Genomic DNA, 13,819 nt, shown 5'->3' with positions numbered 1-13,819 from the left:
CTCGCCCATTAGGAAAGACCCATGTCCAACGATCTCGACACCGTGTTTGCAGCCCTTGCCGACCCCACCCGCCGCGCCATTCTGGCGATGCTGCTGGAGGACGATATGGCCGTGACTGATGTGGCCGAGCCGTTCGAGATGTCGCTGGCGGCGATCTCGAAACATCTGGTCATCCTGACCAAGGCCGGGCTGATATCACAGGAAAAGCGCGGCCGGGTGAAATGGTGCAAGCTGGAACCCGACGCGCTGCGCACCGCTTCGGTCTGGATGCAGGGGTTCGGTCAGTTCGAACCCATCAACCTGGATGCGTTCGAACGGTTTCTGGAAGTCGAGCTTCCGATCTCGGACGAGACCTAGCGCACCACAAAGACCGACATGCTGGCATGTTTGGCCAGATATCCGGCGTGGCTGGAAAAGATGTAATCGGTGATCCGGGGCGCATGGGTGCCCACGATGATCAGGTCTGCACCGATCTCTTCTGCCGCGCGGGTCAGATCGCTGTCCACTTCGGCAGCAACATCGACCGAGTGTATCTTGCGCACCGCAACTTCGGCCGCGCCTTCTGATGCAAGCTGTTCGGTGAAGTCGGCCAGTTGCTTGTCGATCTCGGCCTCGGTTTCCGAGGATGCACCCATATGGGCCCCGCTGACACTGACCAGAGTGATCTTGGCGCCCTGCCATTTTGCCACCTGCGCGGCGACATCTGCGGCCTTGCGAACCTCGGGCGGCAGGTGGCGGTCAATCGGCAGCATGATATGTTTGAACATAATCTCCTCCTTTTGTCCGCCTTCCAAGGTAGTCCTGAGACCAAGGGCCTGCCTTGATCTGGCTCAACAGATTTTGCCTTTGGAATTCGTGGGCAATCCGTACCGGTTTCAGACCGGGAGTGGCTTTATTCAGCTGCCCGGCGTTGGGGGCTGTTGCGCGGGGCTTCTTCCTTCAGCAGCATCAGCAGGGCAATGACCGTCAGCGCCACACCGCCCAGGATCAATCCCGTCGGGACAGGTTTGCCCAGCGCGATTTCCCACAGGATCACCCAGCTTGGCACCAGATAGGTATAGGCCATGACCTTGGCCGACGGCAGCCGGAGCGAGGAGAATTGCACCAGAACGAAACTGGCCGCCGTTGCGAAGAATGAGATATAGAACAACCCGATCCAGACGATGGCGGGAAGGGCTGCCCATTCGGTCGCTTTCAGGTCGAACCAGCCGAACAGGACCAATAACAGGCACCCGGCAACCAGCGTTCCGAACGTGAACACGACGGCAGGTTCTCCGCGGTTCAGCCTGCGGATCATGGGGGTGTAGATCGCGTGCGCGACGCATCCCCAGAAATAGATGATCTCGCCCCCGCCGATCTGGAAGGCGCGGAACATCTGCCAGTCGGCCCGAAAGATCACCCACAGCGCCCCAATCGCACCGATGGACAGGGCCATTGCCATGCGCGGCGTGGTGATCTGGCGCAGCAGGACCCAGCCCGCAATGGCCGAGACAACGGGGGTCAGGGTGAAAACCGCGGCAGCGCTGACCGGCGGGGCGGTTTTCAGCCCGTAAAACATCAGGACGAAATAGGTGGCGAACAACCCGCCCAGCACCAGATACCTCCAGGGCGCCTGCGCGGCACTGCGGGGCAGACCGGTTGTCGCCAATGCCGCCACACCAATCACCACAGCCGCAATGGCAAAGCGCACCGCATTCAAGGCCGCCGGAGCAATTTCGTTGGCAATCATCGACCCAAGCGAGAAGCTGCCTGCGACAAGGGCCGAAAAGGCCAGCATGGCCAGATGGCCGCGCATCTGCGGATTCATGGGCACCAGCCTTTGGAGGCCTCTTTCAGAAAACTCAGGAACGTTTGCACCTTGGTGGTTCGGTGCAGGTCCACATGGGTCACCAGCCACAGGTTGCCGAACCATTCCGGAAGCGGGTCGATCACTTCGACCAGACTTTCATGACGGGCGGCCTCCCAACGGGCCATAAAGCCGATACCGGCCCCGGCCAGAACGGCCTCGCGCATACAGAAATTGTTGGTGCAGCGAAAGGTAATGCGGTCGGCGGATACCGTGTTGCGCAGCCACCGGGTGAACGGCGCTCGGCTGCCTTCATCGTCAGAGCTGACGAAGTGGTGGTTCCCGAAATCCTCGATGCCCGAAGGTTTGCCGTGCCGTTCGATATAAGAGGTGCTGGCATAGAGGCCGACTTCTTCCTGCCGGAAGGGTTGCACAACGTTGTCGGGCTGATCCGGGGCTGATCCCGCGCGGATTGCAACATGCGCCTCGCCATATTCCAACCGGAACAGGCGGTCTCCGGTCAGGTAGCGCACGATCAGCTCGGGGTGCATCTTTTGAAACTCGGTCAGCGTCGGCACCACCAAAGGCGCGATGGAGCCCAGCGACGTCACCACCAGTTCACCCGATACATCGTCACCGCGCCCCTTCATCCGGCCGACAAGCTGGTTGAACTGGTCTTCGGTGGCCTGCGCCACGCGCAGCAAATCGTCGCCCGCTTCGGTCGGGGTATATCCCCGCGCGTGGCGCTGGAACAGTTTGACACCCAACCGGGCCTCGATCGCGTCGATGTGGCGGATCACTGTGGCGTGGTGCACGCCCAGAACCTCGGCCGCGCCGCTGACGGTTCCCATGCGCGCCACCTGATAGGCGGTCCGCACCTCATCCCAATTGTCCATCGTCACACCGTTCTGTGCAATTTCTAACAATAGCTGTTGATGTATCCGAGTTTTGTTCGCAAACGCAACAGCCATATTGGGATCAGAACAAGATTTCCCTGACCTAAAGGACCCGAAAAATGGCTAAAACCATCCTGCATATAGACGCCTCTGCCCGCCGCGCGGGTTCGACCACCCGCGACCTGTCTGACCGCATTGTCCGGCAGTTGGGTGCCGCCCGCATCATCCGCCGCGACCTGGCTACCCCCCTGCCCCTGCTGACCGAAGACTGGATCGCCGCCAACTTTACCCCGGCCGAGCAGCGCGACGACCTGCAACGCGACCGGCTGGCCCTTTCGGACGCGCTGGTGACCGAGTTGCAAGAGGCTGACACCATCGTTATCGGCCTGCCGATCTACAACTTCTCGGTCCCCGCCGCATTCAAGGCCTGGGTCGACCTGGTCGCCCGCGCGGGCCTGACCTTTTCCTATTCGGAGAACGGCCCAAAAGGGTTGCTGGAGGGTAAACGCGCCATTCTGGCAATCGCGTCGGGCGGTACTGCTGTCGGATCCGAAATCGACTTTGCCACCAACTATGTGCGTCACGTTCTGGGCTTTATCGGCATCCATGATGTAGCGGTCATCGCCGCGGATCAGATGGCGGTGAACCCCGAAGCCGCGCTGGAAAGCGCCAAAAAGGCGGTAACAGAACTGGCGGCCTGATCGCCACTGGTCAATGATCTCTGAAACGTCCAGTCTGCTGGTCAGATGGAACTGGCGGACCGGATGGCGCGCATGAAGAAGATCGGAATTCTGGGCGGTGTGGGCTGGGCCTCGACCGTGGACTACTACAGGGCGATTGCCGAGGGTGCCGGGCGTCACTTTGCGGCGCGCGGCCACGGCGCGCCCTTGCCGATCCCTGCCATGACCATCGAGTCCGTCACACAGGCCAAGACCCGCGCCTTGCGGGGTGTCGCCGGGGACGAAGCCAGCTGGGCGGCGTTTGATGCGGTGTTTCGCGACGCGCTGCTGACGCTGGAGCGCGCAGGATGCGATTTTGGCATCATAGCGTCCAACACCCCGCACGCGCGGCTGCACGCGATCAGACAGGGTGTTTCCATGCCCATCCTCAGCATTTTCGATGCAACGGCAGAGGCCACGGCCAGCACAGGCGTGTCAAACGCATTGGTGCTGGGAACAACCGTGACGATGCAGGCCACCAACTATGCGGATCGTCTGGCGGCCGAGGGCATCACCGCGAATGCGCGGCTGCCCGACCCCGAGATTTCCGAGATGCAGGCGATGATCGACAGTGATTTCTACGGTGGTGCCTCTGATGCGGCCCGGGCAAGGTTGCTGGCCTTTTGCAACAAAAATGCCCGTCCCGGAACCGCCATTCTGCTGGCCTGCACCGAGCTGCCGCTGGCCTTTCCAATGCATCTGGATGACCCGGTATTCGAGGCCGATGGGCACCTGTTCATCAACCCGTCCGCCGCGCATGTCGCCGCCGCGCTGAAACTGGCGCTTGAGTGATCAGGGCAGCCACGTAACGATGCAACCGATGCGATCGAAGAACGCCATCACGTCGGATTGTTTCATCACAACGGTACGGTCATTGACCAACGGGTGCATATAAATCACCTCGGCCCCTTGGGCGGCGGCGTCCATGAAGAATTGCACATTGTTCTGCACACCGTTGATCATCGCCAGCGGGCTGACCGCACCGGGGCGAATACCAAGGTTCTGCAACAGCCGGTCTGCCGACCCAAAGGACAGGGCGCCGACACCCAGTTCTGCGCCCAGCGCCTTGAGGTCAATCTCGCGGCTTTGTTCCAGCGTCACCAGGTAGTTGCGCTTTTTCTTGTCGCGCAGATACAGGTTCTTGACCCGCAACGCGTTCTCGCCCGGCACCATGAACTGGCCTTCTACGGCCTTGGAGTCCTCGACCGTGCGCAAGGGAACATGGGTATGCAGGCGGTAGGGCAGCCCCCAATCATCCAGCTGCGCCAACAGCGCGTCAGAACTGAGCGGCAATGTATCCTGAAATGTGGATGATGCGTCCATGGGGCCCTCCTGTTTGTAGCGCTCATCGCGCAACATGGCGGCGAATTCAAGCTGGGGCAGAGCAGAAAACGGTGCTAGCGTGCTGCCATGAAAGTCACTCGAAACACTCCGACCCAACTGATCCTTGCCGACACGCCCTGGTTCATCGGAATCATGCTGGTCTTTTTCATACTGGCCTTTGTCGGCGCAGGTCTGGCCATGGTCAGTGACGGCGGCGAGAATATCTGGTTCGGGCTGTTCTTTGCATTAATCGGCGGCGGGCTAGGTGTCGGGGCGTTTTGCGTTTTCGTGCGGCGGGTTCAGGTCATTCTGGACCGCACAAAGAACCGCATTCTGATCCGAAGGCAGTCTGTGTTTGGCTATGAGGCGGTTGAGCATCAGCTGTCCAGCCTGTCCCATGCCGAAGTTGAAAGCTCGACTTTCCGCAGCGACAGCAGCAGTTCGACGCTGTATCGCCCGGTTCTGGTGCTGGACAAGGGAATGAGCAAAGGGCGTCATCCGATTGTCGATGCGTACTCGAACGGGCGCGGCGCGCATAAACTGGTGGACGCGGTCAATGCATGGCTGCCCGCGCAGCAGGAAGACGCGAAGGAACAGGCCTGACGATTACAGGACTTGTCCATGCTCCAGCCAGGCTCGGTCAGCCGGTGTCACCATTTCGGACAGGCGCGCGTCGTACCGGGCCATGTCATCGGCGGTCAGCTTTCCCTCCCATTTATTGCTGGTCCCGGACGCGAAGAACTGCGCGTAATCCTGAAACGCGCTTTTGAAACCGGGCTGCTGCGAAGCGCGCCGGGCGTTTTCCTTCATTGAACCAAAGCTTGCGGCTTCAGCGATATCGTCGATCATTTCTGGTGCGATCTCGGTCCCCAAGATGTTTGCGATCCGCGCCGCCTGCCCCGGCAAATCACGGCTGAGTTCCGCGTAATGCAGGAAATGAATGTTTGGCAGATGCCGGAACGCGCAGAATGAACGGTAATGGTGGACGTATGAGGCCAGCGTCAGATCGTCGGTGCCCTTTGACGAGGCGGGCCGGTCCAGAAACATCGCGAAGGCTTCGGAAAGATCATCGGGAAACAGGTAGTCCAGCCAGTCGTCTTTCATGTTTTCCACATGGCGGCGCAGCGAGAAATGCACGTCAACCGGATGGCGATGCACCACCAGATAGGTCGCATCCGGGGAATAGGTGATCCCGTCCAATGGCGTGTGGGTCTTGATGCACCGTCTGTGCGTCTGTGCGGCAAGTATTCTGTCCTGCTCCTCACGATCTCTGAACCCGCAATCGAGCCAGGGGGAGACCGCGTTGTTGTACACGACTGGATCCGCGGTTTTGGTGATCAGCATTCGTACCAGCGTCTGTGTCCACGTGGTGCCGCATTTGGGAGGCGTGCAGACAAAGATGTCGTCGGGACGGATTACGAAGTCGGACCAGATATCGGTATTCGTGACTTCACCGACATAATCCTTGGTGCGCTGCGGCAATGGTTGACTCATGACCAAACTCCAAAACTGACCCCGACCTTTGGTCGCTACACCAAGTGGCCAGATGCTCAAAGCGTTTGCCTTGACTCGCAGCGCCCAGAGGCGTAGATGACCGCCAAACATCCGGAAGCGTCTTGATCTTCCGGTCCCTTGAGTCGTTCAGGGATCGCCCCCCACCAGCGAGTTTCGCCCGTGGGGGCGTTTGTGCATTTAACCGACGCATCCTATCTAGGACGCGCCACCAGATAACCGGCTAAGGAGGCCGAAGGCATGTTTGAAAATCTATCCGAACGCCTTTCCGGCGTCTTTGATCGGCTGACCAAACAGGGTGCCCTGTCTGAAGAAGACGTCAAGACCGCCCTGCGCGAGGTCCGTGTTGCCCTGCTCGAGGCCGACGTCTCGCTGCCGGTGGCGCGTGAATTCGTCAAGAAGGTGCAGGACCAGGCGACCGGTCAGGCGGTGACCAAGTCGATCACCCCCGGTCAGCAGGTCGTCAAGATCGTGCATGACGCGCTGGTCGATACCCTGCGCGGCGAGGAAGACCCCGGCAAGCTGAAGATCGACAACCCGCCCGCCCCGATCCTGATGGTCGGTTTGCAGGGTTCGGGTAAGACCACCACCACCGGTAAACTGGCCAAGCGCCTGAAAGAGAAAGAGGGCAAGAAAGTCCTGATGGCCTCGCTCGACGTTTATCGCCCGGCGGCGATGGACCAGCTGGCGGTTCTGGGCGCGCAGGTCGGCGTTGATACGCTGCCGATTGTACCGGGCCAGAAACCCGTCGACATCGCCAAGCGCGCCAAGCAGCAGGCCACATTGGGCGGCTATGACGTCTACATGCTGGATACCGCCGGTCGCCTGCATATCGACGAAGTGCTGATGGACGAGGTCGAGCAGGTCCGCAACGCGGTTGACCCGCGCGAAACCCTGCTGGTGGTTGACGGCCTGACCGGTCAGGTCGCCGTTGAGGTGGCCGAAGAATTCGACGCCAAGGTCGGCATTTCGGGCGTGGTCCTGACGCGGATGGACGGCGACGGGCGCGGCGGTGCGGCGCTGTCGATGCGCGCAGTGACTGGCAAGCCCATTCGCTTTGTCGGTCTGGGCGAGAAGATGGACGCGCTGGAGACCTTCGAGCCGGACCGGATCGCCGGACGTATTCTGGGCATGGGCGACATCGTTGCCCTGGTCGAAAAGGCCCAGGAAACGATGGAGATGGAACAGACCGAGCGCATGATGAAGCGCATGGTCAAAGGTCAGTTCAACATGAACGACCTGAAGATGCAGCTGGAACAGATGATCCAGATGGGTGGCATGCAGGGCATGATGGGCATGATGCCGGGCATGGGCAAAATGGCCAAGCAGATGGATCAGGCGGGTCTGGACGACAAGATCCTGCGCCAACAGATCGCCTTGATCCAGTCCATGACCAAACGCGAGCGCGCCAACCCGCAGCTGCTACAAGCCAGCCGCAAGAAACGGATTGCAGCCGGTTCGGGGATGGAGGTCAGCGACCTCAACAAGCTGCTCAAGATGCACCGGCAGATGTCGGACATGATGAAGAAGATGGGCAAGATGGGCAAAGGCAAGATGCTGAAACAGGCCATGAAGGGCATGTTCGGCAAAGGCGGCCCCAGCCCCGAAGACATGGCAGCCGGCATGGACCCCAAGGCACTGGAACAGGCGGCCAAGGCAATGGGCGGCAAAATGCCCGGCGGTCTGCCCGGCCTGGGCGGCGGCATGGGGCTGCCTCAGGGCCTGAGCGGGTTTGGCAAGAAGAAGTAATGAACGCCGTCGCCCAACATATCCCCCGGCTTGAAACCGAGCGCCTGATCCTGCGCGCGCCGTCCGAGGCTGATCTGGACGCCGATACCGCGTTTTTCGCCAGCGATGCGGCGAAGTTCGTCGGCGGGCCACTGCGCCGGGATGAGGTCTGGCGACTGATCGCTTCGCTGCTGGGCCACTGGTCCCTGCGCGGTTACGGGTTCTGGAGCGCCGAGGAAAAAGCCTCAGGCAGTTATGTCGGGCGGATCGGGCTTTGGTGCCCCGAAGGCTGGCCTGAACCCGAGATCGGCTGGACGTTGATGAACCATGCCACCGGCAAGGGGTACGCGACCGAGGCGGCACTGGCCGCGCGGTCTTATGCGTATGATGTTCTGGGGTGGGAGACGGCGATCTCGCTGATTGATCTGGACAATCATGCCAGCAAGGCCGTGGCGAAACGGCTGGGCGCGCAGTTCGAGTATCACTATGACCACCCCAAATTCGGCAAGTCCGAGATTTGGCGGCACCCCGCGCCTGCCGATTTGGTGAATGGCGGGATGGAGGCCTACGCATGACCGCGTTCACCATCCCCACCGTTGAAACCGAACGTCTGATCCTGCGCGCGCCGCATCTGGATGATCTGCCTGCGCTGACCGCATTCTTTGCAACCGAGCGCAGCCATATGGTGGGCGGACCCCGGGACGCGCTGGAAAGCTGGGGCATGTTGGCCAGACGCCTTGGGCACTGGGCGTTGAAAGGATTTGGCCTTTGGCACCTGACCGAGAAATCCAGCGGTCGGTTCGCTGGCGGAGTCGGCCTGATTGACGCCCCCGGCTGGGACGAGCCTGAACTGGGCTGGACCGTGATGGAAGATTTCGAAGGCAAAGGCTTTGCCTACGAGGCGGCGCTTGCCGCCCGGTCCTATGCGGCGCGGCATCAGGGCCTGAACGGGGTGATTTCGTATATCGCCCACGAAAACGACCGTTCGCGCGCTTTGGCCGAGCGGTTGGGTGCAACGCTGGAGCGTGACAATGCCGAACTGCTGGGCCAGTCCTGCCAGGTGTGGCGGCACCCCAAGATTGACGTTTCGACAGCCGAAAGGACCGGCCAATGAACAACCCCGTGACACGCGCGGCTGCATTGCTGAAAGAGCATCGCGAAAGCATCGACCGGCTGGATGCGATCCTTGTCTATACGCTGGGCGAGCGGTTCAAACACACACAGGCCGTTGGCAAGCTCAAGGCCGAACACAACCTTCCCCCGTCCGATCCCTCGCGTGAGGCCACGCAGATCGCACGGCTTGAAGACCTGGCGAAAGAGGCCGATCTGGACCCCGATTTCGCCAAGGCTTTTCTGAATTTCATCATTCAGGAAGTCATCCGACACCACAGGAAACACCAAGGGTGAACCAGAGGTTCAGCAAGTTAGAAGTGAACCAGAGGTTCAACAAACACCAGAATTAACCGGAAAAGACACCGGCCAATCAAATACACGCCTCCGGCGTGATGCCATTCAAAGGAGATACCACCATGGCAATGAAAATTCGTCTCGCCCGCGCAGGCTCGAAAAAACGTCCGTTTTACCGCATCGTCGCGGCTGACAGCCGGATGCCGCGCGACGGCCGTTTCATCGAGAAACTGGGCACCTACAACCCGCTGCTGCCGAAAGACAGCGAAGAGCGTGTGAAAATGGACATGGAACGCGTTCAGCACTGGCTGGATCAGGGCGCCCAACCCACCGACCGTATCGCACGTATGCTGGAAGCTGCCGGCACCCGTGACAAGGCCGAGCGCAACAACCCCAACAAGGGTACCCCGGGCAAGAAAGCTCAGGAACGCGCGGAAGAGAAAGCTGCAAAGGCTGCGGAAGCTGCCGAAGCGGCTGCTGCACCGGCTGAAGAAGCGGCTGCAGAAGAATAAGCAGGCCGAAGCGTGCGGGATCAGACCTTTACTGACGCATTTCGCACGCAGTTCGATCTGTTGTTGCGGCTCCGGCGCGATGTGCGACGGTTCCGCGGCGACGCGGTAGACGAGGCAGTGCTTGCGCGCTGCCTCGACGCGTTTCGGCTGGCCCCCTCCGTGGGGCTAAGCGAGCCGTGGCGCGTGATCCGCGTCGAAAGCGCGGCGGCCCGGGCTGCGGCGCTAAGGAATTTCCAAACCGCCAATGATGACGCCCTGGCGGGATATTCCGGCGACAGGGCGCAGCTTTACAGCCGCCTGAAACTGTCGGGAATGCAGGAAGCGCCGGTGCAACTGGCCGTGTTCTGCGACGACAACACCGACAAGGGAATGGGTCTCGGCGCGGGCTCGATGCCCGAGATGCGGCGTTATTCCGTGGTCTCTGCGATCACCCTGTTCTGGCTGGCCCTACGGGCAGAGGGGCTGGGGCTGGGCTGGGTATCCATTCTGGACCCCGAGCAGATGGCGCGCGATCTGGATGTGCCGGACAACTGGCGTCTGATCGGGTATTTTTGCGTCGGGTGGCCAGAACAGGTGTCCGACACCCCCGAACTTGAGCAGGTTGGCTGGGAAAACCGGGCCGACAGCCTGAAGATCGAAACAAGGTAGGGCAGCATGTTCGGATTGATACGCCTTCCCATTCTGCTGCTGATCGCCTTTATTGTGGGCGTGTTCTTTGAGCGCAACAATCAGCGCGAAGCCTGCGAAGGGCTAGGCGAATGGAGAAACGGGATCTGTTTGACGACGGGGGCTGCCAATGAATGATCTGATCTGCGTCGGCAGCGTCGCGGGGTCTTATGGTGTACGTGGTGAAGTGCGCCTGAAAAGCTTCTGCGCCGTTCCCGAAGATATCGAGGCGTATTCGCCACTGACGGATGAAACCGGCAAGGAACGCTATCCGGTGGTTCTGACGCGTACGATCAAGAACGGTTTTGCCGCCCGTCTTGGCGGGGTTGAAACCAAGGAACAGGCGGATGCCCTGAACGGTTTGCGCCTGTTTGCGCGGCGCGATCAGTTGCCCTCGTTGCCCGATGACGAGTTCTACCACACAGACCTGATCGGGCTTGAGGTCTATGACACCGGCGGCACCCTGCTGGGCAAGGTCAAATCCGTGCAGAACCACGGGGCCACGGACCTGTTGGAACTACACGGGCCGGGCCTGAAGGCGACGGTTCTGCTGCCGTTCACGATGCTGGTGGTGCCAACCGTCGATCTGGAACAGGGCCGCATTGTGGCCGACCCGCCCGAAGGCCTGATCTGATGCGACGTGTTCTGCTGCATCTGGGTTTTCACAAGACCGGCATGACGGCAGCACAGTCCTTTCTGCATGAAAACCGCGAGCTGATCTGGCCTCATTTCGCTCTGGTCCTTCCGTATAAGACCCGCAAGGCCGGTTTAAGCGAAGCGGCCACGCGCCATTCGATCTATCGACTGGATGACACGCTGGCGGGTTTTGGCGGTCAGTTGCACACTTTTTTCGACGGTCTGGATTTCGGAGCACGCCGAGGATTGATCCTGAGCGAAGAGAATTTTCTGGGCCTGCGCCCCAGCAGGAACAAAATCGAAGGATACGGGGCCGCACCCGAACTGGCGGAAACGGTCGTCAGCGTGCTGCGCCGCCGTCTGGTGGGCGAAGAAACCGACATCACCGTCTACCTGTCGTTACGCAATCGCGATGTGTGGTTGCGCAGCCTTTGGGCCCGCGATCTTCAACTGTCGCGCATGGTTCAGGACCTGGACGGATTTTGCGCCGATCTTGCGCATCTGCCATCGCCACAGGACACGGCAGACCGGATCAGAGACCGGTTGCCAACTGTCACGGTACGGACCGCGTGGATGGAAGCGCTGAAAGGCCACCACCTTGGATTGGGCGCACCATTTGCCGAATTTCTCGACCTGCCACCCGGGAAATCTGCGCAGCTTGTGAAGCCTGTGCATGAAAGCCCTCAGCTGTCCGACGACGTCCTGAGGGAACTGCTGGCCCTGAACCGATCATCGCTGGACGAAGCAGCGTTAATCACTCAGAAAAAGGCCCTGATTCGAACCGCCCAACATGAATTGGCCCGCCAGAAATGACTGACAAACCCGGCAAATCCTATGGTCGCAAGGCGATCCGGGCCAAGCTGAAACCGCGTGAGCTGATGACACCCACCCCGGACCTGCATGGCGTCTGGAAAGCCAAGGTTATCACCCTGTTTCCAACCGCCTTTCCAGGCGTTCTGGGGGAAAGCCTGACCGGCAAGGCCCTGCAGGAGGGGTTGTGGCAGCTGGAAACCGTGGATTTGCGGCAATTCGGCGTCGGCAGGCATCGCAACGTGGATGACACGCCCGCCGGGGGCGGCGCTGGTATGGTTTTGCGGCCCGATGTGTTGGGCGAAGCCATCGAGCACACCATGTCGGGCATTCAGGGCAACTGGCCGCTGATTTACCTCAGCCCGCGCGGGCGGCGCATGGACCAGCGCATGATGCAGACCCTTGCACGCTGCGATGGCATGACCCTGCTGTGTGGCCGGTTCGAAGGCGTGGATGAGCGTGTGCTGGAGCATTACGGTGTGCAGGAGGTCTCGTTGGGGGATTTCGTGATGACCGGCGGTGAAATTGCAGCACAGGCCCTGATCGATGCCACGGTGCGCCTGATCCCCGGCGTTCTGGGCAATCAGGCCTCGACCGAAGAGGAAAGCTTTTCCTCGGGCCTGCTGGAGCATCCGCAGTACACCCGCCCTGCGGATTGGAAAGGCCGCCCGATACCTGAGGTTCTGATGTCGGGCCACCACGGCCGCATCGCCGAATGGCGTCACAAGATGGCTGAGGACATTACCCGCGAGCGGCGCCCGGATATCTGGGCCGACTATGCAAAATCCCGATCGGATTCGTCTGAGTGACAGGCCGGATTGTTGCGCACTTGCCGCAGGTCTAGTGTGCGCAACGCCTTTGGGGAAGAGCGGGAGCGCCGGTTGGACCATCTGGTTGGCGGCGGCACTATGGAAACCTACGGCGCACCAAAGACCTAACCCCCGGCCTTCCATCTGGCCCAGACGTCTGGTGTGCCGTTGAAGGTGTTGATGTCTACCCGGCCCTGAACGCCCGGCACCAGACCGGTGCCGGTATATTGCCAGAACCGCCAGACCGCGCGGGGATAGACAGTGCGGGGGTGGCCCGCAACCGATCTCAGCCAGAACTCGGTCTTGGGCAGGCGCCCGATATCGGTGTCTTCAAAGAAATCCACCGTGGTATAGACGATCGGGCGGCGGCCATAATGTCGTTCGAGAATGTCCAGAAAACGCTGCGCCTCGGCGCGGACGGTTCTGCCATCAGGGCGCAGCGTGCAAGTCTTGGAATGCGGCGTCCATTCCATATCCAGCACATGCGGCAGGTCTGCCCCTTTGGGCACGTTCTGGATGAACCAGCGGGCCTGCTCCCGGGCCGAGCGGCAGAAATAATAATAGTGATAGGCGCCCCAGGGCACACCAGCCGACTGTGCGCCGCGGCGGTGATCATCGAACAGGGGATCGGCCACGTCGCCGCCTTCGGTCGCCTTCAGAAAAACAAAGCTGACGCCTGATGCCCGGGCCGTGCGCCAGTCAATCGGCCCCTGCCAGCGTGAAACGTCAAGGCCATGGATCGGGTATTGTCCGGGGTGACGCCCTTCCCAGTCATGGGGATCCGCGTCGCCAAAATCGGGGTAGATCACAAGCGGTGCTGTCCTGTCCACGCCCGGAACGGGTTCTACGGCCTGAGGTTTCGGGCCGCCCCGCCCGCAAGACATCAGCGCGACGGCCGTTATGGCCAGCATGAATGCCAATCGCATCATAGGGTCCTGTCTGAAATATCTGCTCATATTATTTGCCTCAGAATGCCTGATCTGGGCCGCTTGGCAACGCCTTACTTTCAGGCTGG

The 13,819-nt window shown here is 60.8% G+C and carries 20 protein-coding genes; 14 read left to right on the top strand and 6 right to left on the bottom strand.

Going from position 1 to position 13,819, the window contains the following annotated elements; translation table 11 throughout:
• Positions 1 to 21: 21 nt before the first annotated feature.
• The gene (locus tag ACR0AP_RS14470; RefSeq protein WP_480507349.1) at positions 22 to 357 is read left to right on the top strand and encodes an ArsR/SmtB family transcription factor; all 336 of its coding nucleotides are present in this window, start codon (positions 22 to 24) and stop codon (positions 355 to 357) included.
• On the opposite strand, the gene ACR0AP_RS14465 is transcribed toward ACR0AP_RS14470, so the two are convergent.
• The 3 genes from ACR0AP_RS14465 to ACR0AP_RS14455 all read right to left on the bottom strand — a co-directional run bounded on the left by ACR0AP_RS14465 (position 354) and on the right by ACR0AP_RS14455 (position 2,682).
• On the bottom strand, positions 354 to 767 hold the full coding sequence (locus tag ACR0AP_RS14465; protein WP_267367733.1) for a universal stress protein: 414 nt from the start codon (positions 765 to 767) through the stop codon (positions 354 to 356). The genes ACR0AP_RS14470 and ACR0AP_RS14465 overlap by 4 nt on opposite strands.
• 125 nt (positions 768 to 892) lie before the next feature.
• Complete coding sequence (locus tag ACR0AP_RS14460; RefSeq protein ID WP_480507347.1) at positions 893 to 1,807, bottom strand: DMT family transporter; 915 nt, start codon at positions 1,805 to 1,807, stop codon at positions 893 to 895.
• Positions 1,804 to 2,682, bottom strand: coding sequence for a LysR family transcriptional regulator (locus tag ACR0AP_RS14455; RefSeq protein WP_480494788.1), 879 nt, complete (start codon positions 2,680 to 2,682; stop codon positions 1,804 to 1,806). Before ACR0AP_RS14455 ends, ACR0AP_RS14460 begins: the two co-directional genes overlap by 4 nt.
• Before the next feature lie 119 nt (positions 2,683 to 2,801).
• Between ACR0AP_RS14455 and ACR0AP_RS14450 the strand changes: the two genes are divergently transcribed.
• On the top strand, positions 2,802 to 3,383 hold the full coding sequence (locus ACR0AP_RS14450; RefSeq protein ID WP_480494690.1) for an FMN-dependent NADH-azoreductase: 582 nt from the start codon (positions 2,802 to 2,804) through the stop codon (positions 3,381 to 3,383).
• Between the two features lie 72 nt (positions 3,384 to 3,455).
• Positions 3,456 to 4,193 (top strand): aspartate/glutamate racemase family protein, encoded by a 738-nt coding sequence (locus ACR0AP_RS14445; protein WP_480507345.1) that lies wholly within the window; start codon positions 3,456 to 3,458, stop codon positions 4,191 to 4,193.
• Here ACR0AP_RS14445 and ACR0AP_RS14440 read toward each other — a convergent pair whose 3' ends face one another.
• Complete coding sequence (locus tag ACR0AP_RS14440; RefSeq protein WP_480507343.1) at positions 4,194 to 4,724, bottom strand: prolyl-tRNA synthetase associated domain-containing protein; 531 nt, start codon at positions 4,722 to 4,724, stop codon at positions 4,194 to 4,196.
• An 87-nt stretch (positions 4,725 to 4,811) separates the two neighbouring features.
• Here ACR0AP_RS14440 and ACR0AP_RS14435 point away from each other — a divergent pair, with 87 nt between their 5' ends.
• Positions 4,812 to 5,327 (top strand): hypothetical protein, encoded by a 516-nt coding sequence (locus tag ACR0AP_RS14435; protein ID WP_480507341.1) that lies wholly within the window; start codon positions 4,812 to 4,814, stop codon positions 5,325 to 5,327.
• Positions 5,328 to 5,330: 3 nt separating this feature from the next.
• On the opposite strand, the gene ACR0AP_RS14430 is transcribed toward ACR0AP_RS14435, so the two are convergent.
• Positions 5,331 to 6,218, bottom strand: a complete 888-nt coding sequence (locus tag ACR0AP_RS14430; protein ID WP_480507339.1) for a sulfotransferase domain-containing protein — start codon at positions 6,216 to 6,218, stop codon at positions 5,331 to 5,333.
• Positions 6,219 to 6,476: 258 nt separating this feature from the next.
• Here ACR0AP_RS14430 and ffh point away from each other — a divergent pair, with 258 nt between their 5' ends.
• The 10 genes from ffh (at position 6,477) to trmD (ending at position 12,804) form a co-directional block, all read left to right on the top strand.
• Entirely contained in the window at positions 6,477 to 7,985 is a 1,509-nt protein-coding gene (ffh, locus tag ACR0AP_RS14425; protein ID WP_209506127.1) for a signal recognition particle protein, read from the top strand.
• The gene (locus tag ACR0AP_RS14420) at positions 7,985 to 8,539 is read left to right on the top strand and encodes a GNAT family N-acetyltransferase (RefSeq protein WP_480507337.1); all 555 of its coding nucleotides are present in this window, start codon (positions 7,985 to 7,987) and stop codon (positions 8,537 to 8,539) included. The genes ffh and ACR0AP_RS14420 overlap by 1 nt, the downstream gene beginning before the upstream one ends.
• Positions 8,536 to 9,078 carry a GNAT family N-acetyltransferase gene (locus tag ACR0AP_RS14415; RefSeq protein ID WP_267365321.1) on the top strand — a complete coding sequence of 181 codons (543 nt, stop codon included), beginning with the start codon at positions 8,536 to 8,538 and terminating at the stop codon, positions 9,076 to 9,078. Before ACR0AP_RS14420 ends, ACR0AP_RS14415 begins: the two co-directional genes overlap by 4 nt.
• Positions 9,075 to 9,371 (top strand): chorismate mutase, encoded by a 297-nt coding sequence (locus ACR0AP_RS14410; protein ID WP_209506121.1) that lies wholly within the window; start codon positions 9,075 to 9,077, stop codon positions 9,369 to 9,371. The genes ACR0AP_RS14415 and ACR0AP_RS14410 overlap by 4 nt, the downstream gene beginning before the upstream one ends.
• Before the next feature lie 122 nt (positions 9,372 to 9,493).
• A complete protein-coding gene (gene rpsP / locus ACR0AP_RS14405) occupies positions 9,494 to 9,883 on the top strand; it encodes a 30S ribosomal protein S16 (protein WP_209506119.1) in 390 nt (129 codons plus the stop codon).
• 12 nt (positions 9,884 to 9,895) lie between these two features.
• Entirely contained in the window at positions 9,896 to 10,531 is a 636-nt protein-coding gene (bluB, locus tag ACR0AP_RS14400) for a 5,6-dimethylbenzimidazole synthase (protein WP_480507334.1), read from the top strand.
• A 6-nt stretch (positions 10,532 to 10,537) separates the two neighbouring features.
• Complete coding sequence (locus ACR0AP_RS14395) at positions 10,538 to 10,687, top strand: hypothetical protein (protein WP_209506115.1); 150 nt, start codon at positions 10,538 to 10,540, stop codon at positions 10,685 to 10,687.
• Positions 10,680 to 11,183 carry a ribosome maturation factor RimM gene (rimM, locus tag ACR0AP_RS14390; protein WP_480507332.1) on the top strand — a complete coding sequence of 168 codons (504 nt, stop codon included), beginning with the start codon at positions 10,680 to 10,682 and terminating at the stop codon, positions 11,181 to 11,183. The genes ACR0AP_RS14395 and rimM overlap by 8 nt, the downstream gene beginning before the upstream one ends.
• Positions 11,183 to 11,998: a hypothetical protein gene (locus ACR0AP_RS14385; RefSeq protein ID WP_480507330.1), complete on the top strand. Its 816-nt coding sequence runs from the start codon at positions 11,183 to 11,185 to the stop codon at positions 11,996 to 11,998. The genes rimM and ACR0AP_RS14385 overlap by 1 nt, the downstream gene beginning before the upstream one ends.
• The gene (trmD, locus tag ACR0AP_RS14380; protein ID WP_480507328.1) at positions 11,995 to 12,804 is read left to right on the top strand and encodes a tRNA (guanosine(37)-N1)-methyltransferase TrmD; all 810 of its coding nucleotides are present in this window, start codon (positions 11,995 to 11,997) and stop codon (positions 12,802 to 12,804) included. Before ACR0AP_RS14385 ends, trmD begins: the two co-directional genes overlap by 4 nt.
• 125 nt (positions 12,805 to 12,929) lie before the next feature.
• On the opposite strand, the gene ACR0AP_RS14375 is transcribed toward trmD, so the two are convergent.
• The gene (locus tag ACR0AP_RS14375) at positions 12,930 to 13,730 is read right to left on the bottom strand and encodes a glycoside hydrolase family 25 protein (RefSeq protein WP_480487199.1); all 801 of its coding nucleotides are present in this window, start codon (positions 13,728 to 13,730) and stop codon (positions 12,930 to 12,932) included.
• Positions 13,731 to 13,819 lie beyond the last annotated feature (89 nt).

Source organism: Ruegeria sp. AF7 (assembly GCF_056541885.1).
This window is presented reverse-complemented; position numbering and strand designations above follow the sequence as displayed.

What these genes read in the sequence shown, in the direction of transcription:
- rpsP (WP_209506119.1), top strand. Translation starts at nt 9,494, where the DNA reads ATGGCAATGAAAATTCGTCTCGCCCGCGCAGGCTCGAAAAAACGTCCG.
- ACR0AP_RS14445 (WP_480507345.1), top strand. Translation starts at nt 3,456, where the DNA reads ATGAAGAAGATCGGAATTCTGGGCGGTGTGGGCTGGGCCTCGACCGTG.
- ACR0AP_RS14435 (WP_480507341.1), top strand. Translation starts at nt 4,812, where the DNA reads ATGAAAGTCACTCGAAACACTCCGACCCAACTGATCCTTGCCGACACG.
- ACR0AP_RS14420 (WP_480507337.1), top strand. Translation starts at nt 7,985, where the DNA reads ATGAACGCCGTCGCCCAACATATCCCCCGGCTTGAAACCGAGCGCCTG.
- ACR0AP_RS14465 (WP_267367733.1), bottom strand. Translation starts at nt 767, where the DNA reads ATGTTCAAACATATCATGCTGCCGATTGACCGCCACCTGCCGCCCGAG.
- ACR0AP_RS14440 (WP_480507343.1), bottom strand. Translation starts at nt 4,724, where the DNA reads ATGGACGCATCATCCACATTTCAGGATACATTGCCGCTCAGTTCTGAC.
- ACR0AP_RS14460 (WP_480507347.1), bottom strand. Translation starts at nt 1,807, where the DNA reads ATGAATCCGCAGATGCGCGGCCATCTGGCCATGCTGGCCTTTTCGGCC.
- ffh (WP_209506127.1), top strand. Translation starts at nt 6,477, where the DNA reads ATGTTTGAAAATCTATCCGAACGCCTTTCCGGCGTCTTTGATCGGCTG.
- ACR0AP_RS14455 (WP_480494788.1), bottom strand. Translation starts at nt 2,682, where the DNA reads ATGGACAATTGGGATGAGGTGCGGACCGCCTATCAGGTGGCGCGCATG.
- ACR0AP_RS14385 (WP_480507330.1), top strand. Translation starts at nt 11,183, where the DNA reads ATGCGACGTGTTCTGCTGCATCTGGGTTTTCACAAGACCGGCATGACG.
- trmD (WP_480507328.1), top strand. Translation starts at nt 11,995, where the DNA reads ATGACTGACAAACCCGGCAAATCCTATGGTCGCAAGGCGATCCGGGCC.
- ACR0AP_RS14470 (WP_480507349.1), top strand. Translation starts at nt 22, where the DNA reads ATGTCCAACGATCTCGACACCGTGTTTGCAGCCCTTGCCGACCCCACC.
- rimM (WP_480507332.1), top strand. Translation starts at nt 10,680, where the DNA reads ATGAATGATCTGATCTGCGTCGGCAGCGTCGCGGGGTCTTATGGTGTA.
- ACR0AP_RS14450 (WP_480494690.1), top strand. Translation starts at nt 2,802, where the DNA reads ATGGCTAAAACCATCCTGCATATAGACGCCTCTGCCCGCCGCGCGGGT.
- ACR0AP_RS14415 (WP_267365321.1), top strand. Translation starts at nt 8,536, where the DNA reads ATGACCGCGTTCACCATCCCCACCGTTGAAACCGAACGTCTGATCCTG.
- ACR0AP_RS14430 (WP_480507339.1), bottom strand. Translation starts at nt 6,218, where the DNA reads ATGAGTCAACCATTGCCGCAGCGCACCAAGGATTATGTCGGTGAAGTC.
- ACR0AP_RS14375 (WP_480487199.1), bottom strand. Translation starts at nt 13,730, where the DNA reads ATGCGATTGGCATTCATGCTGGCCATAACGGCCGTCGCGCTGATGTCT.
- ACR0AP_RS14410 (WP_209506121.1), top strand. Translation starts at nt 9,075, where the DNA reads ATGAACAACCCCGTGACACGCGCGGCTGCATTGCTGAAAGAGCATCGC.
- ACR0AP_RS14395 (WP_209506115.1), top strand. Translation starts at nt 10,538, where the DNA reads ATGTTCGGATTGATACGCCTTCCCATTCTGCTGCTGATCGCCTTTATT.